At 70.7% G+C, this 23,644-nt stretch carries 26 protein-coding genes; 16 read left to right on the top strand and 10 right to left on the bottom strand.

Annotated elements, in window-relative coordinates:
- Window positions 1-29 precede the first annotated feature (29 nt).
- On the top strand, window positions 30-1,127 hold the full coding sequence (locus OV208_RS16970) for a helix-turn-helix transcriptional regulator (protein ID WP_267574876.1): 1,098 nt from the start codon (window positions 30-32) through the stop codon (window positions 1,125-1,127).
- On the opposite strand, the gene OV208_RS16965 is transcribed toward OV208_RS16970, so the two are convergent.
- Both OV208_RS16965 and OV208_RS16960 read right to left on the bottom strand, forming a co-directional pair.
- A complete protein-coding gene (locus OV208_RS16965) occupies window positions 1,122-2,003 on the bottom strand; it encodes an alpha/beta hydrolase (RefSeq protein WP_267574875.1) in 882 nt (293 codons plus the stop codon). The genes OV208_RS16970 and OV208_RS16965 overlap by 6 nt on opposite strands.
- A 3-nt stretch (window positions 2,004-2,006) precedes the next feature.
- Window positions 2,007-2,966 carry a TIGR01777 family oxidoreductase gene (locus OV208_RS16960; protein WP_267574874.1) on the bottom strand — a complete coding sequence of 320 codons (960 nt, stop codon included), beginning with the start codon at window positions 2,964-2,966 and terminating at the stop codon, window positions 2,007-2,009.
- A 335-nt stretch (window positions 2,967-3,301) separates the two neighbouring features.
- On the opposite strand from OV208_RS16960, the gene OV208_RS16955 reads away from it, so the two are divergent.
- Together OV208_RS16955 and OV208_RS16950 are read left to right on the top strand one after the other, a co-directional pair.
- Window positions 3,302-4,051: an endonuclease I family protein gene (locus OV208_RS16955; RefSeq protein WP_267574873.1), complete on the top strand. Its 750-nt coding sequence runs from the start codon at window positions 3,302-3,304 to the stop codon at window positions 4,049-4,051.
- Between the two features lie 10 nt (window positions 4,052-4,061).
- Window positions 4,062-4,715 (top strand): hypothetical protein, encoded by a 654-nt coding sequence (locus OV208_RS16950; RefSeq protein ID WP_267574872.1) that lies wholly within the window; start codon window positions 4,062-4,064, stop codon window positions 4,713-4,715.
- A gap of 93 nt (window positions 4,716-4,808) precedes the next feature.
- On the opposite strand, the gene OV208_RS16945 is transcribed toward OV208_RS16950, so the two are convergent.
- From OV208_RS16945 to OV208_RS16920, 6 genes are all read right to left on the bottom strand, one after another.
- Window positions 4,809-5,045: a hypothetical protein gene (locus OV208_RS16945; protein ID WP_267574871.1), complete on the bottom strand. Its 237-nt coding sequence runs from the start codon at window positions 5,043-5,045 to the stop codon at window positions 4,809-4,811.
- A 359-nt stretch (window positions 5,046-5,404) separates the two neighbouring features.
- Window positions 5,405-6,451: a hypothetical protein gene (locus tag OV208_RS16940; RefSeq protein ID WP_267574870.1), complete on the bottom strand. Its 1,047-nt coding sequence runs from the start codon at window positions 6,449-6,451 to the stop codon at window positions 5,405-5,407.
- Window positions 6,452-6,456: 5 nt separating this feature from the next.
- The gene (locus OV208_RS16935) at window positions 6,457-6,879 is read right to left on the bottom strand and encodes a DUF2089 domain-containing protein (RefSeq protein WP_267574869.1); all 423 of its coding nucleotides are present in this window, start codon (window positions 6,877-6,879) and stop codon (window positions 6,457-6,459) included.
- A gap of 48 nt (window positions 6,880-6,927) precedes the next feature.
- Window positions 6,928-7,668 (bottom strand): YqjF family protein, encoded by a 741-nt coding sequence (locus OV208_RS16930; protein ID WP_267574868.1) that lies wholly within the window; start codon window positions 7,666-7,668, stop codon window positions 6,928-6,930.
- Window positions 7,669-7,757: 89 nt separating this feature from the next.
- Window positions 7,758-8,945 (bottom strand): acyltransferase family protein, encoded by a 1,188-nt coding sequence (locus OV208_RS16925; protein ID WP_267574867.1) that lies wholly within the window; start codon window positions 8,943-8,945, stop codon window positions 7,758-7,760.
- A gap of 57 nt (window positions 8,946-9,002) precedes the next feature.
- The gene (locus tag OV208_RS16920) at window positions 9,003-9,623 is read right to left on the bottom strand and encodes an outer membrane beta-barrel protein (RefSeq protein ID WP_267574866.1); all 621 of its coding nucleotides are present in this window, start codon (window positions 9,621-9,623) and stop codon (window positions 9,003-9,005) included.
- Window positions 9,624-9,872: 249 nt separating this feature from the next.
- Between OV208_RS16920 and OV208_RS16915 the strand changes: the two genes are divergently transcribed.
- Together OV208_RS16915 and OV208_RS16910 are read left to right on the top strand one after the other, a co-directional pair.
- Window positions 9,873-11,207, top strand: a complete 1,335-nt coding sequence (locus OV208_RS16915) for an amidohydrolase (protein WP_267574865.1) — start codon at window positions 9,873-9,875, stop codon at window positions 11,205-11,207.
- Between the two features lie 120 nt (window positions 11,208-11,327).
- Window positions 11,328-11,846, top strand: a complete 519-nt coding sequence (locus OV208_RS16910) for a hypothetical protein (RefSeq protein ID WP_267574864.1) — start codon at window positions 11,328-11,330, stop codon at window positions 11,844-11,846.
- 9 nt (window positions 11,847-11,855) lie between these two features.
- Here the strand turns inward: OV208_RS16910 and OV208_RS16905 are convergent, their stop codons facing one another.
- Entirely contained in the window at window positions 11,856-12,314 is a 459-nt protein-coding gene (locus OV208_RS16905) for a YaiI/YqxD family protein (RefSeq protein ID WP_120532116.1), read from the bottom strand.
- Between the two features lie 103 nt (window positions 12,315-12,417).
- On the opposite strand from OV208_RS16905, the gene OV208_RS16900 reads away from it, so the two are divergent.
- From OV208_RS16900 to OV208_RS16855, 10 genes are all read left to right on the top strand, one after another.
- Window positions 12,418-13,785, top strand: a complete 1,368-nt coding sequence (locus OV208_RS16900) for a hypothetical protein (RefSeq protein WP_267574863.1) — start codon at window positions 12,418-12,420, stop codon at window positions 13,783-13,785.
- A 132-nt stretch (window positions 13,786-13,917) separates the two neighbouring features.
- Window positions 13,918-14,886 carry a metallophosphoesterase gene (locus tag OV208_RS16895; RefSeq protein WP_267574862.1) on the top strand — a complete coding sequence of 323 codons (969 nt, stop codon included), beginning with the start codon at window positions 13,918-13,920 and terminating at the stop codon, window positions 14,884-14,886.
- 152 nt (window positions 14,887-15,038) lie between these two features.
- Window positions 15,039-15,191: a hypothetical protein gene (locus OV208_RS16890; protein WP_267574861.1), complete on the top strand. Its 153-nt coding sequence runs from the start codon at window positions 15,039-15,041 to the stop codon at window positions 15,189-15,191.
- A gap of 141 nt (window positions 15,192-15,332) precedes the next feature.
- Complete coding sequence (locus OV208_RS16885) at window positions 15,333-17,285, top strand: TonB-dependent receptor plug domain-containing protein (RefSeq protein WP_267574860.1); 1,953 nt, start codon at window positions 15,333-15,335, stop codon at window positions 17,283-17,285.
- 40 nt (window positions 17,286-17,325) lie between these two features.
- On the top strand, window positions 17,326-17,982 hold the full coding sequence (locus OV208_RS16880; protein WP_267574859.1) for an HmuY family protein: 657 nt from the start codon (window positions 17,326-17,328) through the stop codon (window positions 17,980-17,982).
- Entirely contained in the window at window positions 17,982-19,070 is a 1,089-nt protein-coding gene (locus tag OV208_RS16875) for a hemin-degrading factor (RefSeq protein ID WP_267574858.1), read from the top strand. Before OV208_RS16880 ends, OV208_RS16875 begins: the two co-directional genes overlap by 1 nt.
- Window positions 19,067-19,957, top strand: coding sequence for a heme/hemin ABC transporter substrate-binding protein (locus OV208_RS16870; protein ID WP_267574857.1), 891 nt, complete (start codon window positions 19,067-19,069; stop codon window positions 19,955-19,957). The genes OV208_RS16875 and OV208_RS16870 overlap by 4 nt, the downstream gene beginning before the upstream one ends.
- Window positions 19,954-21,039 (top strand): FecCD family ABC transporter permease, encoded by a 1,086-nt coding sequence (locus tag OV208_RS16865; protein WP_267574856.1) that lies wholly within the window; start codon window positions 19,954-19,956, stop codon window positions 21,037-21,039. The genes OV208_RS16870 and OV208_RS16865 overlap by 4 nt, the downstream gene beginning before the upstream one ends.
- A complete protein-coding gene (locus tag OV208_RS16860) occupies window positions 21,036-21,242 on the top strand; it encodes a hypothetical protein (protein ID WP_267574855.1) in 207 nt (68 codons plus the stop codon). The genes OV208_RS16865 and OV208_RS16860 overlap by 4 nt, the downstream gene beginning before the upstream one ends.
- Window positions 21,232-22,035: a heme ABC transporter ATP-binding protein gene (locus OV208_RS16855; RefSeq protein WP_267574854.1), complete on the top strand. Its 804-nt coding sequence runs from the start codon at window positions 21,232-21,234 to the stop codon at window positions 22,033-22,035. Before OV208_RS16860 ends, OV208_RS16855 begins: the two co-directional genes overlap by 11 nt.
- Before the next feature lie 68 nt (window positions 22,036-22,103).
- Here the strand turns inward: OV208_RS16855 and OV208_RS16850 are convergent, their stop codons facing one another.
- The gene (locus OV208_RS16850) at window positions 22,104-22,775 is read right to left on the bottom strand and encodes a TetR/AcrR family transcriptional regulator (RefSeq protein WP_267574853.1); all 672 of its coding nucleotides are present in this window, start codon (window positions 22,773-22,775) and stop codon (window positions 22,104-22,106) included.
- 71 nt (window positions 22,776-22,846) lie between these two features.
- Between OV208_RS16850 and OV208_RS16845 the strand changes: the two genes are divergently transcribed.
- Window positions 22,847-23,644: SDR family NAD(P)-dependent oxidoreductase (locus OV208_RS16845; RefSeq protein ID WP_267574852.1), on the top strand; the 798-nt coding region annotated here is incomplete at its 3' end.

The raw sequence follows: 23,644 nt of genomic DNA, 5'->3' as shown, positions 1-23,644 counted from the left end.
CCGGGGGCGTACTCGTCATGAGCAGACCCATGAAATTCCTGGCCCGTGAGCAGGCATTGATTCTTGAGTTGAAGGAGCGGCTCAATGGCGCCCGGACCCTAGAAGCCATTTATGTGGCTGTTGAGGGCATTCTGACCCGGCTTTGCCGAGCCGATCACCTCGCGATCGGCTGCGTCAATCCGGATGGCTCGGCGGGTTTGCAGTGGAAGACCAACACCGTCCACCCTTTGTTGAAGAACTACTCGGAGTGGGCGCACGACGACTTTGTGTTCCATGCCACCGTGGCCCAACCCAACGTGGCGCTCGTGGACACCCAGATGCTTCAGGGCAAGCCGTTGGAAGAAACGCAGACCTTCCAGCGCAGTCAGAGTGCGGGCCTGAAACTGCGGCGCGTGCTGGCGTCCCTGCTGTTCGTGGAGCAGGGGTTGACGGGGAGCATCGCGATGTACGGCGAATCCTCCCGCCCCTTTTCGCTCCGGGCCCAGTGGGTCCTTCAACAGATCATCCCGTACATCGCCCGGGCGATGTCCATGGTCCGTGACTTCTATGCCGTCCGGTTCGAGAACGATCTCTTGAAGGTGATTTCGATGGAGCCGAATCCGTCGCTGGTCCTGAATGTCCTGGGACGGAAGCTCGTGGAGTCGGGCACCGCCATCCCGCTGATTGCGAAGTGGTTCGCCTCCCATGAACTCCGCGACGGCGTTCCCCAGGATTGGACGCAGCGGGTGAAGGAACTGTCTCGCTTCGATGATGCGACGGCTACTTCTCTCCAGGCGCTCGTATTGGAACGAGGAGAGGAGCGGTTGGAGGTGACATTCACCCCGTCCACGCACCTGTGGGCTGGGCGCATGTTGTGGCAGGTGCGCATGAAGGAACACCTGCCCTGGCTGCGGCCGGACTGGCACCGGCTGCTGACGGATCGGGAACGCGAAGTGGCGAATGGGCTGTACAGAGGCGCGTCGAACAAAGAGATAGCCCAGGACCTCAAACGCTCCGGGCCGAAGCCGGAAGATCGACAAAAATCGATCTCAGTGGAAACGGTCAAGGAGCACGTGAGCGCCATCTTCGTGAAGACGGGTGCCACCACCCGGGCGGAGTTCGTCGCCCAGGGGCGCCGCCACTCATAGCGCCCTGTCGAAGAACTCGCGCAGGTGCCGCGCGTAGCCCTCGGGGTCCTTCTGGGCATACTCCCCGTGGGCCGCGTCCGGCACCTCCCACAGTTGTCGGGGCTCACAGGCCGCGCGGTAGAGGCTGGCCCCCAGCTTCTGGGGCCCGTCCGGGTCGCTGCCTCCGTTGATGAGCAGCAGCCCGCGTCCCTCCAGCCGGCACATCCCGTCCAGGGGCCGCACCGCCTCCACGTCGATGCCGGCCCGGCGCAGCCCCCACAGCACGGCCCAGGTGCTCGCGCCGTAGTGCGAGCCCATGTCCCCCGCCAGGTCCGGGAACGCGCCCACCGCCGCCACCGCCTTCACGCGCGGATCCTCCTGCGCCACCAGCAGGGCCGTCGTCCCTCCCATGGAGAAGCCGAACAGGCCCACCCTTCCTGGCGTCACCTCCGGCCGTGCGCGGACGAAGGACAGCGCCGCCCTCACGTCCTCGCGCTCGCTGTCGCCCCAGCCAATCGCATCGCCGTCGCTCTCCCCCTGGCCGTGCAGGTCGAACAGCAGCACGCCGTGTCCGGACGCCGCGAGGACGCCTGCCTCGAAAAGCAGCTGCGTGCGGTTCGCCGCGAAGCCGTGCACCAGCACCACCGCCGTGCCGTCGCGCGAAGGCCGATACCACCCGCGCAGCACCTGCCCCTCGGACTGGAAGGCCACGTCCTCCAACCCCGTCAGCGCTTCGGGCCCGGACGGGCGCACCACCGGGATGCGAGAGGGATGCACCAGCGCCGCCGCCGTGCGCAGGCCCCGCACCGCCGTGAGCGCTCCAAACCCCACCGCCCCCAGGACCCCCAGCAGCGCGAGGACGCGGACCCACCAGACGCCAGGCTTCTTCGAGGCCACAGGTCAGCTCCGGACAGGCTCGGCGTTGCGCCAGCGCTCGACGAGGTTACGCACGGCCGCTCCCCATTCGGGGTACTCGAAGGTGAAGCCCGCTTCCAGCAGTCGCCCGGGCACCACGCGGCGGCTCTTCAGCAGGAGCTCCGTGTCCGTGCGCATGAAGAACGCGCCCACCTCCAACATCCACTTCATCGCCGGCAGCCCCACGCCCACGTGCGCCGCCTCGCGCAGCTTCGCCATCAGCTCGCGATGGGGCAGGGGATTCGGGGCCGCCAGGTTCACGGGGCCCTCCAGGTCCTCGCGCTCCAGCAGCAACTGCACGGCGCGCACGAAGTCCTGATCGTGGATCCACGACACGAACTGCTGGCCGCTTCCCGCCGTGCCGCCCAGGCCCCGGCGCGTCAGCCCCAGGAGCACGTCGAAGATTCCCTCGCGGTCCGGGCTCATCACCATCGCGCTGCGCAGCGCCACCTTGCGCGTGCTCGGCGTGTTCGCCTCCCCCAGCGTGCGCTCCCACGCCTGGGCGACGTCGATGCTGCGCTTCCAGTACGCAGGCACGTCCGGCTCATCCCCGCCGATGAGGCCCGTGGCCTCGTCGTTGGGGGCGTCCAGCCGGTGCGCGTAGATGGTCGCGGTGCTCATCTGCAGCCACACGCGCGGCGGCTTCGCGGCCTGCGCGATGGCTTCACCCACCACCCGCGTGGAGTCCACCCGCGAGTCCATCATCTGGCGCAGGTTCTCCTCCGAATAGCGGCAGTTCACGCTGCGCCCCGCCAGGTTGATGACCGCGTCGGCGCCGTCCACCTCCTTCGCCCAGTCCCCCAGCGTGCGCCCGTCCCAGGACACCGTGCGCGCCACGCCCCGGCCGCCCCGGCTGATCAGCACCACGTCGTCACCCCGCGCGAGGAAGGCCTGCGCCAGCAGTGCGCCCACCTGCCCCGTGCCACCTGGAATCACGATCTTCACCGTCGACCTCCTGCCGCGTGACGGGCCCGTTGCGGAGGCCCAACGCCCCTGGGGGCCCCCGCATCCTTCGCGCAAGGCCCCGTTCGCTTCCAGGCATAGCGCGCCCGCCCCGAAGCCCGCCGGAGACCGCGCCCACCGGCCCCGGGTCGCCCTGGTGCCGGCGATGAGCCCCGCTTTCGGGGCGGAAGGGGCCTCCGCGCCCGCCCATTTCCGGGGATGTCACGGGTTGAGGCGGAAAAACCAACCGGGGCGGAGGGAAAATGCAGGGGGCCACGCAACCGGGGCCGCCGGTGGGCGAGAATGGGTCATCCCCCACCTCGAATCCGAGGGCCGTCATGATCATCTCGTCCCGCCCGCTCTCCGCGCCCCGCACCACGTCGGCCTCCAGCTTCGAGACCGCCGCCCCGAAGAAGACCCCCTTCAAGCAAGCGGCACCGGTGGACGACTTCACGCCGGCCGGCCCGGACCCGCGCTACGACGGCCTGAAGGACAAGATCCTCATCAAGGCCCTGCACGACGCGGTCTCCAAGCACAAGGACCTGGGCTACAACGGCGCGCGCAAGGTCATCTTCACCACGCTCGACAACCATGACGGCTTCGTCAAGTGCGTCTACACGGGCAAGGAAGTGAAGACGGACAAGATTCCCAGCAGCAACGTGATGAACACCGAGCACACCTGGCCCCAGTCCAAGGGCGCCACGGGCGCGGCGAAGGCGGACCTGCACCACCTGTTCCCCACCGACAGCAAGGCCAACTCCATCCGGGGCAACTACCCGTTCGGCACGGTGAAGAACGTGAAGTGGACGGAGAACGGCGCCAAGTTCGGCACCGACGAGAAGGGCCGCACCGTCTTCGAGCCGCCCGATGCGCACAAGGGCAACGTCGCCCGCGCGCTGTTCTACTTCTCCACCGTGTACAACAAGCCCATTCCGCCCGACGAGGAGTCCGTCCTCAAGCAGTGGAACACGCTGGACAAGGTCGACGCCGCGGAAGTGAAGCGCAACGACGGCATCGAGGCCGTCCAGCAGAACCGCAACCCCTTCGTGGACGACCCGACGTTGTCGGAGCGCATCGCGGACTTCTAGAGTCCGTCGCATGCCCCTTCCTGTCGCGCCCTTGTGGGCGCTCGTTCCCCTCCGCACCGGCGGCGTGCCCTTCCTGAAGGTGGGCGGCACGCCCCAGGCGCCCGGTCCCCTGGACTGGCCTGTCTGCGAGATGTGCGGCAAGCCGCTGCGCTTCCTCTTCCAGCTTCCGCACGTCGAAGGCCGGCTGGACCTGGCGCCCTACGCGTCGGTCCACGTCTTCCAGTGCGAGAACCCCGACTCCGTCTGCTTCCGCTGGGACCCGGAGGAGGGCGCCAACGCCGCGGTGTCGGTGATGGCTGGCGCGCCCGCCGTGAGTGCGCCTCCGGAAGGCGTGAAGCCCTACGTCGAGTGGATGCTCGGCTTCGAGCCCGCCACCGAGGATACCGAGGCCCTGTCGGTGGACGTCAACGAGGCCAGCGACGAACAGCTGGCCGCGTTGGACCGCGCCCAGGAGGAGGCGCCGGAGAGCAAGGTGGGCGGGGTGCCCGGCTGGCTCAACGGCGAGGCGACGCCCGAGTGCTGTGACGCGCCCATGCGCTTCGTCGCGCAGCTGGCCGCGATGCCGTACGGCCTGGAGTTCGGGGACAACGGCCGGGGCTATGTCTTCCGGTGCACCCGCGAGGACTGTGTGCGGCCCTTCCGCTTCCTCACCCAGGGCGCCTGAGCAGGTCGCCCGGGCGGGAAGGGCGTCGGTGGTGCCCGTGACGTGCTTCCGACGCCTTCCGCTTCCTGCCAGGCGAAGCCCGGTGGGAAGCGGTCAGCGCAGGTCCTTCAGTCGTTGGGCCATGAGGGTCGTCGAGTCCTCCAGCCACTGGATGCAGTACTCCGGATTCGCCTGGATGCCCCGGGCCACGGCCTCCACGAAGACCGGCGGCACCCAGCTGATGATGTAGTCCTGTGACTGCTGGGGCATTTCGGGATCCTCGCGGAACTGGCCCACCCACGTGTCCCAGGGAGGGACATTGTCGTCGTCGAAGAATCCGCCTGTCGCCAACGCGGCCCCTCCGTCGGAAGTCGTGTCATCGGGAAAGAACACGAGCAGCCGTCCTCCCCGCAGATCAGCGGGGGCTCGGGGAGTCATGAACCCATGCGGGTCGCTGCGCACGCAGTGGCGGCGCTGGCCGACAATGCGCTCCACCAGGGAGCTGCGATCGCGATCCACCAGGGCCCGCGGCTGGAAGGAGGCTCCGCGCAGGCAGGTGGCCGCCGACTCCAAGCGGGCCCGAGGGGCACACCAATGGATCGTCTCCGTGAGTGACTCCTGAAACGCATCCAGTCCCAGGGTGCAATCCGGAATGCTGTCGAGCAGCCGTGACGGTCCTGGCTCGCGCTCGACGGTCCGGGGAAAGAGCCTCATCGCTGCATCGCGGTCAGCAGCTTCTGCGCATCCTCCGCGCTGAGCTTTCCCGCCTCCACCAGGTCCAATACGCGGCGCATCTCCGCCTCGGGGATGCCGCCGGACGTCGGAGGCGTGGGAGGCGGCTCCGCCCGGTGATGCCGGGGGCCGTGGTGGTGGCCGTGATGCGACCAGGGCGGCGCACCCCAGGAGTTCGCCCAGGCGTGGGCCCACTGGTTGGCGTGGCGTTCGGCGCGGCGCTGCCAGCGCTCCGCCTGACGCTGCCAGCGCAGCGAGTCCTCTTCCCACGACGAGGTTTCGCTGCCTTCCTCCTCGGGACGCGCCCGGCCCGACTCGCGGATGCGCACCGACCCCAGCTCCGTCTCCATGAGCAGCGTCGTGGTGGCCCGTGGGTTGGAGGGGTAGCGCGTGTGCGCCGCGCCCAGCGACGAGCGGGCCACGACGTTCACGTCCAGCCCCGGCACCAGCCGCAGCTCCACCGCGCCCACCTTCGTACCGATGCGGTGCTCGCCCACGTCCAGCGCGTCCACGTCCAGCTTCACCGCGCCCGCGTCGGCCTGGACGTGCAGCGTGCCGCCCACGCGCTCCCCGACGATGCGGCCCGCGCCCGTGCGCAGGGTCAGTTTGCCGTGCACGTCGCGCAGGCTCGCCGTGCCAGCGTCCGTGGACAGCTCCAGCGCGCAGTCCTTCAGTCCGGAGACGCGCACCGCGCCCGCGTCCAGCTTCAGCCGTGCGTGCACGTTGGCCGGCACGAACAGCTCCGCGTGTCCGCCCTGGCGCCAGAACAACGACAGGAAGCCCGCCTCGCGCGGCACCAGCTCCACCTTCGTCACCCGCCCGTGCTCGCGGATGCGCGCCTCCACCCGGCCGTGCGTGACGAGGTAGGGCTTCTCTCCCTCCGCCAGCGGCGACACGACGAGCGCGGCGGCCGTCGCATGCAACTCCAGCTCCGCCTGCTGTCCCCAGGGAATCGCGTGGCGCTGGGCGCCGTCGCGCGCGGAAGCGGAGGAGTCGGAGGACGGCGTCTCTTCGGGGTGCATCATGGGCATTACTCCCGTGCCTTCTTGAGGCGTTGGGCGGCCTCATCCGCATCGATGAGCCCGGCCGCGAGGTCATCGAGAATCTGGGCCCGGCGCGGGGATGCGCGCTCGCGGGCGGGAGGCGGCGGCGGGTGCGCGGACGGTGCGCCCGGCGTGCTGCCCAGCGCCTCCACCACGTCGTCCAGTCGCGCCACCACCGTCGGATAGGAGAGGCCCAGGGCCTGCTCCACGTCCTTGATCTTCCCCCGGCAGCCGATGAACACCCGCACGAAGGCGAGCTGCTCCGGCGACAACTGCTGCACCCACCCCGTCGTGAAGCGCCCCTCCACCGCGGAATCGCACCCCTCGCAGCGCACCCGTTCGATGACGGTGCCGCCTCCACAGACGGGACAGCGGGTCGGGACGGGCCAGGGGCTCTTGGAGGTCGGCATGGGCGTTGGGGTTCAGAAAATCAATTTCTGGATTGAGAATATTGATTCCTACGGGCTTGGCAAGGGGAGGAGTTCATTTCCTGGGAAGACGGACACCTCCGAACCGGTGGCCACGAAGGCGGAGTGGGGCGTGCCCCGGAGGCACTCGGAGAAGGCGGGGCCGTAGAAGCGGGCTACGTCGCAGTCGAAGGCAGTCTCCTGGGCGCGCCAGACGTTCCAGCGCGGGTGCTCCACGCGGTACTCCGCGCAGCCGCCGTCGCGCTGGGCGGTGTAGCCCCAGTAGTGCTCGGTGATGAACTCCTCCTGCGACCCGGGCGTGCTCTGCGCCGGGCTCCCGAGCGTCCGGGCCGACAGTTGGTGCCAGCGGCCGTGGGACTTCCAGGCGTACTCGACGTGGCCGGGCGCGCCCGTGTCGGCGCCGTCCATGTTCACGGCGTGGCGCATGGGGAGCGCGACGTAGGGCTCGTTGTAGAGGACGCGCGCCACGGTGGCGATGGCGAGCTTGGGGACGATCTCCCGTACGAACACCACGCCGCGCCGCCAGCCCTCGGGGCCCTGGCGGCGCACGTAGAAGCGCAGGTTCACCTCGTCGAAGTCCCGGTGGAAGGGCACCGCGAGGCCGCGCACGCGGGTGTCGAGGAAGCGGAAGCCGACCATGCTCGCGAACGTGTGGCCCTGCCACGCGTCGAGTTCGGTTCCACGGGGGACGAGGGGCCGCAGCACCGCCGGATCCACCTCGTAGTTGAGCATCAGCAAGTACCGCCACGTCGCCGTCAGGAAGGGGCGCATGGCGAAGGTGTAGCGCGCACGGGGCGTGCGGGGCTCGTGGGCCCGGGGCTCCTCCCTGGCCCTGGCTTCTGTCGGGCAGAAGCCCGGCCCTAACGCAGGGCGGGGCTGACCCGGTGTTCCTTGCCGGTGAGTCTTCGCTCCAGCCGTTCACGCCATCTCAGCGCGGGACGCTCCACCCCATGGTGTAGGAGGAGCGACGCGAGCAGCACCGCCACGGCTCCGCCGACCAGCGTGACGACGTGGAACGTGCCCAGGCCGTAAGGCTCCAGGGCGACGCGCACCAGGTGCTGCATGGACTTGTGCGTGAGGTAGACGGTGAAGCTCAGCACCGCGAAGGTTCGCACGCCCGGGATGCGGGCGCAGGCGTGCGAGACGGCGGGCCCGGCCAGCGACACCAGCAGCGCCGCGTACCCGAGCGAGGCCAGTGGGAAGGCCAGCACGGCGAAGGAGAGCTCCCGGTTGTATTGATGGTTCACGTACGCCGCGCCTCCCAGGCACAGCAGCCCGAACCCCGGGAGCAGCACCCCGGGCCGCTGCGTCCAGCGCTGCCACAGGGCGGGCCGGAAGACGCGCACGGTGGCGAGCAGCACGCCGCACAGCAGCCCGTCGAGCCGCGCGTACGTCGGGTAGTAGAGGAACGTGTCGTAGTCACGCCAGGCCAGGTCGTCGGGGCCCAGGCTCCCGAAGAGGTGCAGCCACAGCCCGCCGCGCAGGAGCATCCCGCCCAGCATCACGGCCACCGCGCCCGCGAGCACATACGGCGCCCGGGCACGTCCGCGCAGCGCGAGCAGGGTGAGCGGCAGCACCAGGTAGAAGTGCTCCTCCACGCACAGCGACCACGCATGGGAGAAGCCGCCGATGTGCAGGCCGAAGTTCTGCGTGAAGGTGAGGAAGCGCCAAGCGGGCGTCACGAAGGGCCGCTCGCTCCAGGCGGGCACGAACACGTACAGCCCCAGCACGACGAGGAAGGGCGGCAGGATGCGCAGCGCGCGTCGCAGGTAGAAGCGACGCAGCGACGGTGTCTCGCCCTTCGCCAACGGCTCCAGGAACTGCGCGCCGATGAGGAAGCCGCTGAGCACGAAGAACAGCTCCACGCCCGTCCAACCGAAGTTGGCGACCATCCGGTAGGTCTCGTGCTCTGGGGGGCGCGGGTGGTGGAAGAGGACGACGAGGATGATGGCCAGTCCCCGGAGCAGGTCCAGGCCGGCGAGGTGACGTGATTCGGACGTATTCAGGGGAGCGGCTTTCGGCGGAGGGCGCGGGCCCGATGCTAGCAAGGCCCCCGCCGAATGCAGCCGCTTCCCTCTCGAACACGGCCGCGGGCGGAAGTCCCGTCAGTAGCTGCCGCCAATCTGGAGCGTGCCCGCGTAGCGGCCATCCCCGGCGCCCAGGTCCTGCGCCCGCGCGAAGTCCTGCCCGAACAGGAAGCTGTAGGTGCCGCGTGCCTCCACCGTGAGCCGGGGGGTGAGCTGGTAGCGCGCGCCCAGGCCCACAGGGGCGTAGCCGCCCGTGTCGTCGAAGAACTGGAAGAAGTTCCCCGAGCGCACCGAGTAGCGCTCCACGCCGATGCCCGCGAGCGCGAACGGCTGGAGCCGCGTGGCGCTGAAGCCCAGCGTGACTCCCGCCTGCGCGCCGTTGCGCACGATGTCCGGGTTGCCGATGGAGGGACTCTCCGACACGGCGAGGCTGCTGGCGCCGCCGCTGTAGCCCACCTCCAGGCCCAGATAGTCGTTGGGGCGATAGCCGAGGAGCACGCCGTAGGTCGGACCCGGATCCAGGTTGGGCGCGAGCTTCCCCGTGTAGCCCTCCACGCCGAGTCCCAGCAGGAAGTAGGGGCCCCTCCACTCCATGTGGTGCCGCGACCGCACGGGCGCGTCATCCGGAGGTGCCTGGGCCCCCGCGGCTCCGCCCGTCAGCCCCACCAGGCAGAGCCCCAGTCCAATGCCTCGCTTCATGACAGCTCCCTTTCCGCTGTTGTCTGCGCGTCTTCAAGGTGGCCTCCCAGGGATGGGCGGACAACGAACGGACAGGCGATTCCCCGAAGGCCCACGGCACCCTGGAGGGCCGGGCGCCCTGGGCCACCCCGCGAGCCCCCGCCCGCCTCCCGGCTTCCACCTGTGACACCCCTTCCGGAACTTCCACCTTGAGAGATGGCCGGCGCCATCACTCACCCCCAGCACGTCACCGGCCAGGGAGCGCAAGCAATGAACGACACCGGCACCCCGCATGTCTCGGAGCGCGAAACCCCCGAGGCCGACCTGAAGGACCGCGCCCGTCGCGTGCTGCAACACCTGGACGCGGTGCTGCCGGACGTGGACGCGCTCTACGGAGACCTGCACGAACATCCGGAGCTGTCCGGGGAGGAAGCTCGCACGGCGGCGGAGGTGGCCCGAAGGCTTGCGGCCACGGGCTACGAGGTGAGTCAGGGCGTCGGTGGCCACGGCGTGGTGGGCGTGCTGCGCAACGGGGACGGGCCCACGGTGCTGCTGCGCGGCGACATGGATGCGCTGCCCGTGGAGGAGAAGACGGGGCTGCCGTACGCGAGCCACGTGAAGACGAAGGACGGCGTGCCGGTGATGCACGCGTGCGGCCACGACGTCCACACCGCGTGCCTCGTGGGCACGGCGGCCCTGCTGGCGCGCTCGCGCGACGCATGGCGGGGCACGGTGCTGGTGGTGGGGCAGCCGGCGGAGGAGACCTTGACGGGCGCGCTGGCGATGCTGGAGGACGGGCTGTATGCGCGCTTCGGCACGCCGGACGCCGTGCTGGGCCAGCACACCGCGCCGCTGCCGGTGGGCACCTTCATGCACCGCGAGGGCGTGACGATGATGGGCGCCACGAGCGTGCGCATCCGCCTCTTCGGCCGGGGGGCGCACGGGGCGCAGCCCGAACTGTCGGTGGACCCGGTGGTGCTGGGGGCCAGCGTGGTGCTGCGTCTGCAGACCATCGTGTCGCGCGAGCTGTCCCCGCTGGAGGCGGCGGTGGTGACGGTGGGGCACTTCCAGGCGGGAAATCGCGCCAACGTGATTCCGGACGAAGCGCTGCTGGAGCTGACGGTGCGCACGGAGGACGACGCGGTGATGGCCCGTGTCCTCGCCGCCATCGAGCGCGTCGTGAAGGGCGAGGCCCTGGCCTCGGGCTCACCGAAGCCTCCCCTGGTGGAGGTGGTGGCGAACACGCCGGTGAACCGCAACGACACGGCGCTGATCCGCAGGGTCCAGGCCGCGCACGCGACGTGGTTCGGGCAGGACGCGCTGGTGCCGGGCGTGCTCGCCACCGCGAGCGAGGACTTCCCCTTCTTCGCGCGCGGGCCGGAGCGCCCGGTGCCCACGGCGTACTGGTACGTGGGCATCACGCCGCTGAAGACCTGGGCGGAGGCGCCAGGCGACACCCCGCTGGAGAAGGTGACGCACGTGCCGGGGCCGCATTCGCCCTTCTACGCACCGGACCGGGCGGGCTCGCTGCGCAGGGGATGTGAGTCGCTGACCGTGGCGGCGCTGGCCTGCCTGCACGGGGGCACCCCATTCACCGACCACTGAGACGTGAGGGCGAGGGCGCTTCCGGGGACGGAGCCGCTGGCCCGGCCGGTTCCTGTCGCTTGCCCCGGACACAAGTGCCTCCACCTTGAATGACGGACGACACTTCTGGAGGAACCCCCGATGAAGCTTCCGCTCATGGCCGCGCTCACCGCCCTCCTGCTGGGAGGATGTGCCCACGAGGGTGCTTCCCGCGCATCCGAGGACGCCAGTGGCACCGGAGGCTCCGGTTCGCAGGCGCAGCGCACGGAGCCCCCGGTGGGAGCCAGTGACGAGCTGTCCTGGGACGCGGAGGCTTCCCCTCGCACGCAGGCGATGCTCCGCGACCACGGGATGAACTTCTATGGGGACACGGCCCCCGAAGGGGCTACGGGAGGCTCCGGCACCTCCGGGCAGGCGTCGGCGGACGACTACATGTGCGTGGACGTCGACAAGGCGGGCACGGGCGGTTCGGGTGAGGCCGTCACGGATCCGGTCCGCGCGGCGCCCCTGATTCCGCTCGTCACGACGCAGAACCCCGGGGCGCGCCTGGACATCACCCCGGACGCCTGGAAGAAGAACAAGGCCATCGGCACCAGCCCCGTGTCGCCTTCGACGGGCACGCCCGCGGTGGAGGGCAGTGGCGGCGCGAGCGGCCGGTAGGCGACGGCCTCAGCCCTGCTGCTTCACGAGCCGGGTGAGTTCCCGGTCGAGCGTGGCGGCGAACTGCTGGCGGTCCTGCTGCGAGAAGCTGCTGGGGCCGCCGGTGGTGACGCCGCTGTCGCGCAGGTCCTGCATGAAGTTTCGCACCGACAGCCGCTCGTCGATGTTCTCCGGCGTGAAGAGCTCTCCGCGCGGATCCATCACCACCACGCCCTTGGGCACGAGGAGCGCGGCCAGCGGGATGTCCTGCGTGACGGCCAGGTCGCCCGGCTGCGCGGAGGTGGCGATGTGCCGGTCCGCCACGTCCAGCCCCGCGCCCACCTGCACCGTGGAGACATAGGCCAGTCGCGGGAGCGCCAGCGGCTTGTTCGCCACGAAGACGATGGGGACCTTCAGGCGCTGGACGGCGCGCAGGAGGATGTCCCGCACGGGGCCAGGGCATGCATCGGCATCAACCCAGATTTGCATGGGGCCCATCCTCGTCGATTCCACGGCGCGGGGAAGGGAGATGTCGGGACACGGAATCGAACGTCCCTGACGCTCGACAGGCGGATTGGCTAGAAGTCACTTCGTGCAGACACCCACCGCTCCGCCCCGCAGTGCCTTCGCGGCCTCTCCGCTCGCGCTCTGGCTGATGTGTCTGGCCTTGTTTGGCATCTACTCCGTGAGCCGGGTGCGGATGCAGACGGACTCGCTGTGGTCCATTCCCTCCGCGGCCAGCATCCTCCATGAAGGCAACACCGACCTGGACGAGTTCCGACCCACGTTCATTCCCGACACGGACTATGCGCGCAACGAGGCCGGCGGCCACACGTACTACGTGTACCCGCCGGGCGTGATGGTCTCCGCGCTCCCGTTCGTGGCCGCCGCCGAAGGGCTCTTCTCCCTGATGCGGCCCGTGCTGCCCCAGTTGGGGGAGTTCGGTGCGGACGCGCTGGCCTGGCTGGAGTTGTTCCGACGCACCGGCCTGGTGGACCTGGGCGCCTACAACCGCACCGAACAGCTCATCGCCTCGTTCTACGTCTGCGCCGCGGCGGCGGTGCTCCTCATCACGCTGCGCAGGCGGGTGTCGCCGGGCGCGGCGCTTGTCACCGTGCTGCTCTTTGGCCTGGGCACCACGGCGTTCTCCACCGCGAGCCGCGTGCTCTGGCAGCACGGGCCCGGTCTGCTCACCATCGCCTGCATCATGCTGCTGCTGGCCCGGCCCGCGCAGACCGTGCGCACCGCGTTCCTGCTGGGCCTCTGGGTCGCGCTCGCCTACGTCTGCCGACCCACGCACTCCCTCAGCGTCCTCGTCGTCACCGGATTCATGGCCCTGAAATACCGGCGCCAACTGCCGGCCTACTTCGCGGGCGCGGTGCTCGTGGCGATTCCCTTCTGTGCCTACAACCTGTCTGTCCATGGCGCGGTGCTGTCGCCCTACTACCGGCATTCGTTGGAGCCGCTCGCCAGCCGGTTCTTCATGGCCCTGGCCGCCAACCTCGTCAGCCCCTCACGCGGCCTGTTCGCCTTCTCTCCGTTCCTGGTGCTGGGCGTCGTGGGGTTCGTCCAGCAGTGGCGCCGCCGGGGCCTGGAGCCCTACGAAGTCGTCTTCGCCATCATCCTGGTCCTGCACTGGATGGTCATCTCCTCCTTCGCCATCTGGTGGGCCGGGCACTCCATTGGCCCGCGCTTCTTCACCGACGCGCTGCCATACCTCGCCTACTTCCTCGCGTACCCCGTGCAGAGCGTGCTGGAGGCCCCGTCGCGGCACCGCGTCCTCGCGGGCGTGCTCACCGTGACGGCCGTGTTCAGCGTGCTCGTCCACTGGCGTGCCTCCAACTCCTATGACGTCCACGGCTGGAACTCCTTCCCGGCGGACGTGGACCGCGACCCCTCGCGCGCCTGGGATTGGAAGGATGCGCAGCTCCTGCGCGCCATCCCCGCCCGATACCGGTGAGGGCTGTTACCGGGGGCAGGGGCTTCGTTGCCCGCCTGTTCCACCGTGCGCGCGCAGGCCGGTGCGGGACGTGCGATAGGCTTCCCTGCTGCCCGCCGCGCGCGGTGTTCCTCGCGGCGAAGAAGGAAGCCCGTGCGTCCCATCCTGCTCTGCCTGCTGCTGCCCGCGCTCGCCACCGCCGCCGCCCCGAAGGCGGAGGATCCCTTCGTCTTCCAGGGCGTGGAGCGCGTCGTCGCCGTCGCGGATGTCCACGGCGACGTGGAGGCCTTCAAGGAGGTGCTCCGGCTGGCGGGCCTCATCGACGCGAAGGACCACTGGATTGGCGGCAAGGCGCACCTCGTGCAGACCGGCGACCTGCCCGACCGGGGCGACCACACCCGCGACGCCTTCGAACTGCTCATGCGCCTGGAGCCCGAGGCCCGCAAGGCCGGAGGCCGTGTGCATGCGCTCCTGGGCAACCACGAGTGCATGAACATGCGCGGAGACCTGCGCTACGTCACCCCGGGCGAGCTCGCCTCCTTCGCGGACCAGTCGCCCACCGCGGACGGACCGGGCGAGCCCCGGGGCACCCATGGCCACACCGCCGCCTACGCCCCGGACGGGCGCTATGGCCAGTGGCTGCGCAAACACCCCGCCGTCATCCGCGTCAACGACACGCTCTTCATGCACGGGGGGCTTTCCCCCAGCGTCCCGGGCACGACGCTGGAGGCCGTCAACCGCTGGGTGTGGCAGGACGTGACGCCGGGCCAGCCGCCGGGCGGCGCCGTGGATCCCAACGGCCCGGTGTGGTTCCGGGGCTACGCCACCGACGAGGAAGCGAAGTGGGACGCGGGCCTCACCCAGGTGCTGGAGCGCTTCGGCGCCCGCCGCATGGTGATGGGCCACACCCCCACGAAGGACGGTCGCCTCAACGTCCGCTTCGCAGGTCGCGTCATCGTCATCGACACCGGGCTCTCCACCCACTACGGCCGCCACCTGGCCGCGCTGGAGCTGCGCGGTGACCGCGTCACCGCCCTCTACCCGGAGGGCCGCGTGCCCCTGCTCCCCGTCCCCAAGGACTCCGCCGCGCCCCGCCCCGCCGCGAAGACGGGCACGAAGTAGGGGCTTCCCCATACGAACGCCTACTTGAGGTGTTCACCGGAAGTCTTTTGACTTTGATATTCAGTATCAATATCGTCCGGCCCCATCAAACGCAGGGAGCCGCGATGCACGAGGGATGCGGGCCACAGGGAAGTGCCGGGGAGCTGCGCTGCATGTGCGGCAGCCTGCTGGCGCGGCTGGTGCCGGGCGGCGTGGAGTTGAAGTGCCGCCGGTGTCACCGGACGCAGGTGGTTCCGCTGGAAGGCTCCGCGCCTGCGCGGGAGTCCCGCAGGGGCACCCCCGCGCCCCGGGGTGAAGGCGGCTGAGCAGACCTGGAGCGTCCGGAGCCGCGTGAGGCGCCGGAAGTGGTTGAGGTGTGTTTCCTGAGGCCCGAGGCCCTTGAGCCCAGCGCCCGACAGGCTTCCCTTTCGCGGAGGCCCCCGGCCTTCGTGCCGGGAGGACCTGGGATGCCCGGGCGTTGGTGTGGTTACGCACTGCTGAGTCTTCTGCTCCTGTCCGGCGTCGCCCGGGCGGAGGACGTGCCGTCCGTCGTGGATGGCGGCGTGGTGGATGCCGGCGTGGCCCAGGAGGCCCCCGCGCTCCAGACGGTGGTGACGGGCTCTCGCAGCCAGGAGCGCGTGCGCGAATCCCCGGTGACGACGGAGGTCATCACCCGCGCGGAGATCGTCGCGAGCGGGGCGCGGGACGCCTCCGAGCTGCTCTCCGCGCGCCCGGGCCTCGTGGTGCAGCAGGGCTTCTCTGGCGCGGGGCTGTCCATGCAGGGCCTGGCGCCGGAGTACGTGCTGGTGCTGGTGGACGGCGAGCGCGTCACCGGCAAGGTGGACGGCGACGTGGACCTGTCGCGCCTGTCGATGGAGGACATCGAGCAGGTGGAGATCGTGAAGGGCCCGGGGTCGGTGATGTACGGCAGCGACGCGGTGGCGGGCGTGGTGAACTTCATCACGCGCAAGGCGCAGCGCCCCTTGGGCGCGGACCTGCGGGCCGCCTACGGCACGCGCAACCGCCTGGACCTGGATGCGACGGGCGAGACGCGCGGCGATGCGTGGGGGCTGCGCATGAGCGGAGGGCTCCAGCGCCGCGCCGCGTATGACCTGGACCCGACGGACATCGGCACCTCCGGCAGCAGCCTGGATGGGTATGACCTGTCCGCGCGCGGTGACTGGCGCGGTTCGGAGAAGATGTCGCTGGAGGGCACGGCGTCCTTCTCCCACCGCATCCAGCGCGGCGTGGACCTGGGCGCGGGCAACGCCGTCTTCGACCGCGCGACCCGCGACAACACCTTCGCCTCGCGCCTGTCGCCGTCCTGGAAGCTGGGGGGGAAGGCGATATTGCGCACGGACCTGTCCTACGGGCACTACGAGCGCCGCTACCTGCGCGACCAGCGCAACGCCTCCGCGCTGGACTCCGTGGAGGACACGCGCGACCAGCAGGCCCGCCTGGGCGTGCAGTTGGACGCGCGGCCCGGCTCGCACGCGTTCGTGGTGGGCACGGAGTACCTGGGCGAGTGGCTGCGCTCGGACCGGTTGGACGGCGGCAAGGGGCGGCGCGGGCGCGGCTCCTTCTACGCGCAGGACACCTGGACGATCTGGGAGAAGCTGGGGCTGGTGATTGTGCGGGGCGGACGGGTGGACCTGGATTCGCAGTTCGGGTTCGCGGTGACGCCCCGGGCGGCGCTGAAGGTAGACCCCCTGTCGTGGCTCACGCTGCGCGGCGGCTACGGGTGGGGCTACCGCGCGCCCAGCTTCCAGGACCTGCTCATCGACTTCGAGAACCCGTCGGTGGGCTACACCGTGCGTGGCAACCCGGACCTGAAGCCGGAGCGCTCCCGCAGCTACAACCTCAACGTGGAGGTGCGGCCCTTTCGCGACTCCGTGGTGTGGGCGGGCGTGTTCCAGCACTCGCTGCGCGACATGATCGCCGCGTCGCTCCAGTCCGAGGGCGAGGCCCTGCGCTACTCGTACATCAACATCGCGCGTGCGCGCGTGCGCGGCGGCGAGCTGGGCGTGCGCCAGTCGCTGCCCGGCCGCGTCCAGGTGGAGCTGGGCTACACGCTCACCGACGGCACCGACCAGGACCTGGAGCGCCAACTGGAAGGCCAGGCGCGCCACCGTTTCACCGCGCAGGCCTCCTGGCGCTACCGCCCCTGGGGCCTGGAAGCCCTGGTGCGCGGCGCGCTCACGGGCGAGCGGCCCTTCTACCCAGATACCAACGGAGACGGTGTGGCGGATTCCTACCGTGCCAGCCCCACCATCTCCCTGGATGCCCGTATCGCCTGGCTCATGCCAGCGGGCGGGCTCCAGCTTTTCGTCGTCGGCACGAACCTCACCGACGCGGGCAATCCGAAGGATCTGCCCATTCCTCCCCGCACCGTCCAGGCCGGGGTGTCCACCCGGTTCTGAGCTGTCCTTCCCACCTCCGTGTTTCCTGCAAGGAGTCCGCATGTTCCCCATCCCGTTCCGCCCTGGCTTTCTGGGCCGTGCCTGCGCGGCGCTGCTCGTCGCGGGCCTGAGCTCCGCCTGTGGTGACGACCTGCAACCCCAGCCAGGGCCCGAGGAGGAGGACCCCGTCGTCCATCCAGAGGACAGCGCCAACCTCAAGCACCAGGACAACGGCGACGGGTCCTTCACGTCGGTCATCAACGCGACGGAGCCGACGCTGTGGGTGGGCCTGGATCTGGACATCGGCAAGGAGGTCAGCGCGACCGAGGACGCGGCCTGGGACCTGGCCTTCCAGCGCTTCGTGGTGAAGTCGCGCGGGGGCGTCAGCGGGACGGGCGGCGTGCAGGTGGCCGTCCTCGCGGACACGACGTTTGAAGCGCTCACCCAGGCTCCGGCGACGGGCTGGGCCACGGATGCCGCCGACGGTGACGACGTGGACACCACGCCGGACACCGTCTTCAACGCGGGGGGCAACTGGTACCTCTACGACCTGAAGTTCCACACGCTCACGCCGCGCGCGCAGCTCTACGTCGTCCGCTCCGACCAGGGGACGTACTTCAAGGTGGAGATGCTGTCGTACTACGACGACGCCGGGACGCCCGCGAACCTGAAGCTGCGGTGGGCGAAGGTCATCGCTCCGGCCGGAGGGCAGCCGTGATGACGACGACCTCCGCGGAGAAGTCCGGCAGCACGACCGCCGCGCTGCGAGAGCGCTGGCAGGCCTTTCGGGAGTCCCAGCCGCGCACGCGCATCCGCGACGCGGCGGAGCAGTTGGGGGTGAGCGAGGCGGAGCTGCTCGCCACCGGGCTGAACGGAGAGCTGGTGCGGCTGGAGCCGCGCTTCGACGTGCTCCTGCCCCGGCTGGAGTCGCTGGGGCGGGTGATGGCCCTGACGCGCAACGCGTCCGCGGTGCATGAGAAGAAGGGCGTCTACCGCAAGGTGGAGGTGCACGGCGCGATGGCGCTCGTGCTGGACGAGGACATCGACCTGCGGCTGTTCCTGTCGCGGTGGTGCTTCGCGTTCGCGCTGCGCGAGGACGTGTCCGGCGAGGTGCGCCGCAGCCTCCATGTGTTCGACGCGGCGGGCACCGCCGTGCACAAGATCTACCTCCAACCGGAGGGCGACGTCGCCGCGTTCGAGGCGCTGGTGACGGAGCTGAAGCACGAGGATCAGTCCCACGTATTGAACGTGGTGCCGGTCGCCGCGCCGGCCGTGCCCCTGCCGGATGCGGACATCGACGCGCCCGGACTGGTGGAGGGCTGGCGTGCGCTCCAGGACACGCACGAATTCTTCGCGCTGCTCAAGCGCTTCAAGGTGGCGCGCACGCAGGCGCTGCGGCTCGCGGGCCCGGACTTCGCGCTGCCGGTGGCGCCGGACGCGCTGGGCTGGACGCTGGAGCGCGCCGCGTCGTCGGCGATGCCCATCATGATCTTCGTGGGCAACCCGGGGGCGATTCAAATCCACACCGGACCGGTGCGCACGGTGCGCCCCATGGGCCCGTGGATGAACGTGTTGGATCCGGGCTTCAACCTCCACGTGCGCGCGGATCAGGTCCACTCCGCCTGGGTGGTGCGCAAGCCCACGCGCGACGGCACCGTCACTTCGCTGGAGCTGTTCGACCGCGCGGGAGAGAACATCGGGTTGCTGTTCGGCAAGCGCAAGCCGGGGGAGTTGGAGTCCCCGGCGTGGCGGGCGTTGATGGAAGAGCTGGGCCGGGCGCTGCCCGCGGTGGAGGTGGCGTCATGAAGCGCATGGCCTCGAAGTGGGGGCTCGTGTCCGCCCTGTTCGCCCTGTCCGTGCACGCGGCGCCGCCCGAGCCGAAGAAGGCGGAAGCGAAGGCCGCGCCGAAGCTCGTCGTCGTGGGGCCTGCGATGACCCAGACGGTGTTCGCGCTGGGCGCGGGCGACCGGGTGGTAGGCGTGGATGACTCCAGCGGGGCGCTGCCGGAGGCATCGAAGGTGCGCACGGTGGGCTACCAGCGCGCGCTGTCGGCCGAAGGGGTGCTGTCGCTGGGCGCGGGCCTGCTGCTGGGGTCGGCGGAGGCCGGGCCTCCGGCGGTGCTGGAGCAATTGAAGCAGACGGGCATGCAGGTGGAGACGTTCGCCAACGAGCCCACGGTGGAGGCGGCGCGCGCTCGCATCCAGACCGTCGCGGATCGGCTGGGCACGCCGGACAGGGGCCGGGCGCTGGTGGCGAAGCTGGACGAGGACCTGGCGCGGGCGGCCGGACGGGTGACGGCTGCGAAGGGCACGAAGCCGCCGCGCATCCTCGCGGTGTACGCGCGGGGCGCGGGCACGATGATGGTGGCGGGCTCCGGATCCGTGGCGGACACGCTCATCCGCCTGTCGGGCGCGGTGAACGCGGTGGGGGATTTGAAGGGCTACAAGCCGCTCAGCGCGGAGGCGGTGGTGGCGGCGGCACCGGACTTCGTGTTGCTGCCCGCGGGCTCGGTGGAGTCGGTGGGCGGGGCGGAGGGCCTCGCGAGGCAGCCCGGCCTGTCGCAGGTGAAGGGTTGGAAGCTCGTCACCGTGGACGACGTGGACTTCATGGGCCTGGGGCCGGGGCTGGGCAAGGCCGTGGGTCGCCTGCAGGACGGGGTGTTGCCGGCGGCGGGGAAGGGCGGCGGCAAATGAGCGCGTCGGAGGCCCTGCCTGTGTCCTCCGCGCGTCCGGTGCCTTCGCGGCTTCCGGGCGTGCGGCCCTGGGTGACGCTGAGCCTGGTGCTGGCGCTGGTGGCGCTCGCGTCGCTGGCGATAGGGACGGTGCCGGTGCCTCCGGCCGCCATTCTCGGCAGCCTGTGGGAGGCGCTGGGGCTGGGCGAGGCCTCCCAACGGATGGAGCCGACGCAGCGCGCGGTGCTGTTCACGCTCCGCCTGCCGCGCGTGGTGCTGGGCATGATGGTGGGCGCGGTGCTGGCGACGACGGGCGCCGCGCTGCAAGCGCTCTTCCGCAATCCGCTGGTGGAGCCGGGGCTGCTGGGAACCTCCAGCGGCGCGGCGCTGGGCGCGGTGCTGGCCATCGTGCTGGACGTGACGCTGGGCACGAACATGGGCGCGCTGCGCATGCTGGTGGTGCCGGGCGCGGCCTTCCTGGGCGCGCTGGGCGCGACGTTGCTGGCGCAGCGGCTGGGCACGGGCGGCGGCCGGACGGACACGCCGCGCATGTTGCTGTCGGGCGTGGCGGTGAGCGCCGGAGCGTTCGCGGGGATGGGGCTCTTGACCCACGCGGCCTCGGACGCGCAGCTTCGCTCCATCACCTTCTGGAGCCTGGGCAGCCTGGGGGGAGCGTCATGGGAGACGGTGGGCGCCGCGGCGGTGCCCCTGCTGCTGACGCTGGGCCTGGTGCTGCGCGAGGCGCGAGCGCTCAACCTGGTGCTGCTGGGCGAGCGCGAGGCGTACCACCTGGGCGTGGACGTGGAGCGCCTCAAGCGCCGGCTCATCCTCTCCGCGGCGCTGGGCGTGGGGGCGGCGGTGGCCTTCACGGGGATGATTGGCTTCGTGGGCCTGATGGTGCCCGCGCTGCTGCGCATGGCGCTGGGGCCGGACCACCGGCGGCTGCTGGCGGCGTCCGCGCTGACGGGGGCATCGCTGTTGCTCGCGTCCGACCTGCTCTCGCGCACCCTGGCCGCGCCGTCGGAGCTGCCGGTGGGCGCGCTCACCTCCGTGCTGGGCGTACCGGCCTTCATCGCGCTCCTGTCGCGCAGGGGGACGGCATGAGCGTGGAGTCACCTTCGCGGGAGCAGGACTCCGAAGCGGGCGAACTGGAAGTGGCCGCCGTGCTGGGCGTGCCCGCAGGCATCACGCGCTCCGCGCAGAGGGCCCGCGTGACTTCAGGGGCTCCCGACACGGAGCTGGCCTCCGTCCGGGCGTGCCGCCCGCCCCAGCGCATGCGGCGCGCGAGGAGGCGGTATGAGCCTTGAGGCACGCGACGTGGAGGTGTGGCGCGGTCGTGGGCGCGTGGCGGGTCCGCTGTCGCTGGAGGTGAGGCCCGGCGAGGTGCTGGCCGTGGTGGGCCCCAACGGCGCGGGCAAGTCCTCGCTGCTGGCCGCGCTGTCGGGCGAGCTGCGCTGCAAGGCCGGCGAGGTGTTCCTGGAAGGCCGCGCGTTGCACCAGTGGCCCCTGGTGGAACGCGCGCAGCGGCTGGGCGTGCTGCTCCAGGAGTCCTCGCTGGGCTTCGGCTTCACCGCGCTGGAAGTGGCGGTGCTGGGGCGCAGTCCGCACGCGCGGCGCGGTGGTGATGCGTCCGACGTGGAGGTGGCCCGCGCCGCGCTGGATGCCACGGACACGCAGCACCTGGCCTCGCGCGCGTACACCACGCTGTCGGGAGGCGAGCGGCAACGCGTGCAGTTGGCGCGCGTGCTGGCCCAGTTGTGGACGCCCCCCGCGCACGGCCACCGCTACCTGCTCCTGGACGAGCCGACGGCGAGCCTGGACCTCTCCCACCAGCACCTGGTGCTGGAGCGGGCGCGGGCCTTCGCGCACGAAGGCGGCGCGGTGCTCACGGTGTTGCATGACCTGAACCTGGCCGCGCGCTACGCGGACCGCATCGCGGTGTTGGATCAGGGCCGGTGCGTGGAGACCGGCACCCCTGTGAACGTGCTCACCCCGGACCTCATCGCGAACACCTTCGGGTTGCGCGTGGAGGTCGTGTCGCGGCCGGACCTGCCCGGCCCGTTGGTGATTCCCATGGGTCGCGCGTCGCCGCCGCCCTGAAGCAACGTCTTCCTCAAGAACGCCCCTCCAAGGCCGCGCGTCGGATCCTCCTCGCGGCGGGATGTTGCTCACATCCGGACCGTCCGCTCCCGGGTCGTCCGGCGCACCGGGACCGCCGCAGGTTCCGGACGCAGGTAGCCCAGCGCGAGCGTGGCGATCTCCTCCACGAAGCTCTCATCCTCCAGGTAGTCCGGCCGCTCCGTCACCGCCGTGTGGCAGAGCGCCTCCACGGTGGTCACCAGGATGAAGACCGCCATGTCCAGGTTCTGGGGACGCAAGTCCTCGAAGCGCGGCGCCAGGAAGGCGCGCACCAACCGGAACAGGCGCTGCGAATACACATCCGACAAGCCCCACTGGCGCATGCGCGGCATCAGCTCATGCAGCACCTGGTTCAGGCGCGGGTTCTCCCGCTTCACGGCGATGACCTGCCGGATGAGCGCGCGCATCGCCACCGGAAGCGGCTGCCCGGCCAACGGCACCAGCCCCGCCTCGAAGTCCGCCACACTCCGAGCGCGGTGCTGCTCCAGCAGCGCCGTCACCAGTCCCTCCTTGCTCGGGAAGTACTGGTAGAGCGAACCGACGCTCACGCCCGCCTCCTGCGCGATGCGGTTGGTGCTCGCGGCCTCGTACCCGTCCTTGACCAGAACGCGAGCAGTCGCGGTGAGGATGGCATCGCAGGTGGCCTGCGAGCGCTCCTGGCGGGGCGCCCTGCGACGGGAGGGAGGGGGACGGCGGGGCATGGGACCTCCGGAAACGGAATGTGAGCCCAACGCGAGTTGAGAACGTGAGCGCTCGCTCACATTCTAACCCCATGCAAACGACTTCGTCCCAGCCTCTCTCCCACCGTCCTGCTTCCACCCCCGCGCCCCGGCCCGGGGCCTTCCCCTACGCTGGGCACCGGGCCCTGGTGACGGGCGCGTCGTCCGGGCTGGGCGAGGTGTTCGCCCGTGAGCTGGCGGCCCGGGGCATGGACCTCATCCTGGTGGCCCGCTCGGAGGACCGGATGCGCGCGCTGGCGACGAAGCTCCAGGCGGAGCACGGCATCCAGGCGGAGGTCATCGCGCTGGACCTGGGCCGCGAGGGCGCCGGCAGGGAGCTGCACGCGCGCTGCCAGGAGAAGGGGCTGCGCGTGGACCTGCTCGTCAACAACGCGGGCTTCGGCTCCCACGGTGCGTTCGAGTCCGCCGCGTTCGCTCGGCAGCACGAGCAGGTGATGCTCAATGTCACGGCGCTGGCGGACACCTGCCACCTGTTCCTGCCGGACATGCTCGCGCGCGGCGTGGGCGGCATCCTCAACGTGGCCTCCATCGCGGGGTTCCAGCCGGTGCCGTACATGGCCATCTACGGCGCCACCAAGGCGTTCGTGCTGTCCTTCACGGAGGCGCTGTCGGAGGAGACCCGTGAGCGGGGCGTGCGCGTGCTCGCGCTCTGCCCGGGGCCGGTGCAGACGGCCTTCTTCGACGTGGTGGGCACGAAGCAGGCCGCGGTGGGGCCGCTCGCGCCGGCGGAGGAGGTCGTGCTCCGCGCCCTCAAGGCCCTGGACCAGGGCCGCGCTTCGGTGGTGCCGGGGTGGCGCAACTGGTTCCAGGCCAACATGACGCGCTTCGCG

Source organism: Corallococcus sp. bb12-1 (genome assembly GCF_026626765.1).
Taxonomy (GTDB): Bacteria; Myxococcota; Myxococcia; order Myxococcales; family Myxococcaceae; genus Corallococcus; species Corallococcus terminator.
The sequence above is the reverse complement of the archived record's forward strand: the minus strand, read 5'-3'. Positions and strand labels throughout refer to the sequence as shown.

Bases quoted from the DNA above. Each gene is read 5' to 3' on its own strand.
- OV208_RS16920 (WP_267574866.1), bottom strand. From the start codon at position 9,623: ATGAAGCGAGGCATTGGACTGGGGCTCTGCCTGGTGGGGCTGACGGGC.
- OV208_RS16860 (WP_267574855.1), top strand. From the start codon at position 21,036: ATGAGCGTGGAGTCACCTTCGCGGGAGCAGGACTCCGAAGCGGGCGAA.
- OV208_RS16865 (WP_267574856.1), top strand. From the start codon at position 19,954: ATGAGCGCGTCGGAGGCCCTGCCTGTGTCCTCCGCGCGTCCGGTGCCT.
- OV208_RS16955 (WP_267574873.1), top strand. From the start codon at position 3,302: ATGATCATCTCGTCCCGCCCGCTCTCCGCGCCCCGCACCACGTCGGCC.
- OV208_RS16950 (WP_267574872.1), top strand. From the start codon at position 4,062: ATGCCCCTTCCTGTCGCGCCCTTGTGGGCGCTCGTTCCCCTCCGCACC.
- OV208_RS16915 (WP_267574865.1), top strand. From the start codon at position 9,873: ATGAACGACACCGGCACCCCGCATGTCTCGGAGCGCGAAACCCCCGAG.
- OV208_RS16875 (WP_267574858.1), top strand. From the start codon at position 17,982: ATGACGACGACCTCCGCGGAGAAGTCCGGCAGCACGACCGCCGCGCTG.
- OV208_RS16910 (WP_267574864.1), top strand. From the start codon at position 11,328: ATGAAGCTTCCGCTCATGGCCGCGCTCACCGCCCTCCTGCTGGGAGGA.
- OV208_RS16850 (WP_267574853.1), bottom strand. From the start codon at position 22,775: ATGCCCCGCCGTCCCCCTCCCTCCCGTCGCAGGGCGCCCCGCCAGGAG.
- OV208_RS16855 (WP_267574854.1), top strand. From the start codon at position 21,232: ATGAGCCTTGAGGCACGCGACGTGGAGGTGTGGCGCGGTCGTGGGCGC.
- OV208_RS16940 (WP_267574870.1), bottom strand. From the start codon at position 6,451: ATGATGCACCCCGAAGAGACGCCGTCCTCCGACTCCTCCGCTTCCGCG.
- OV208_RS16970 (WP_267574876.1), top strand. From the start codon at position 30: ATGAAATTCCTGGCCCGTGAGCAGGCATTGATTCTTGAGTTGAAGGAG.
- OV208_RS16880 (WP_267574859.1), top strand. From the start codon at position 17,326: ATGTTCCCCATCCCGTTCCGCCCTGGCTTTCTGGGCCGTGCCTGCGCG.
- OV208_RS16930 (WP_267574868.1), bottom strand. From the start codon at position 7,668: ATGCGCCCCTTCCTGACGGCGACGTGGCGGTACTTGCTGATGCTCAAC.
- OV208_RS16885 (WP_267574860.1), top strand. From the start codon at position 15,333: ATGCCCGGGCGTTGGTGTGGTTACGCACTGCTGAGTCTTCTGCTCCTG.
- OV208_RS16870 (WP_267574857.1), top strand. From the start codon at position 19,067: ATGAAGCGCATGGCCTCGAAGTGGGGGCTCGTGTCCGCCCTGTTCGCC.
- OV208_RS16890 (WP_267574861.1), top strand. From the start codon at position 15,039: ATGTGCGGCAGCCTGCTGGCGCGGCTGGTGCCGGGCGGCGTGGAGTTG.
- OV208_RS16935 (WP_267574869.1), bottom strand. From the start codon at position 6,879: ATGCCGACCTCCAAGAGCCCCTGGCCCGTCCCGACCCGCTGTCCCGTC.
- OV208_RS16905 (WP_120532116.1), bottom strand. From the start codon at position 12,314: ATGCAAATCTGGGTTGATGCCGATGCATGCCCTGGCCCCGTGCGGGAC.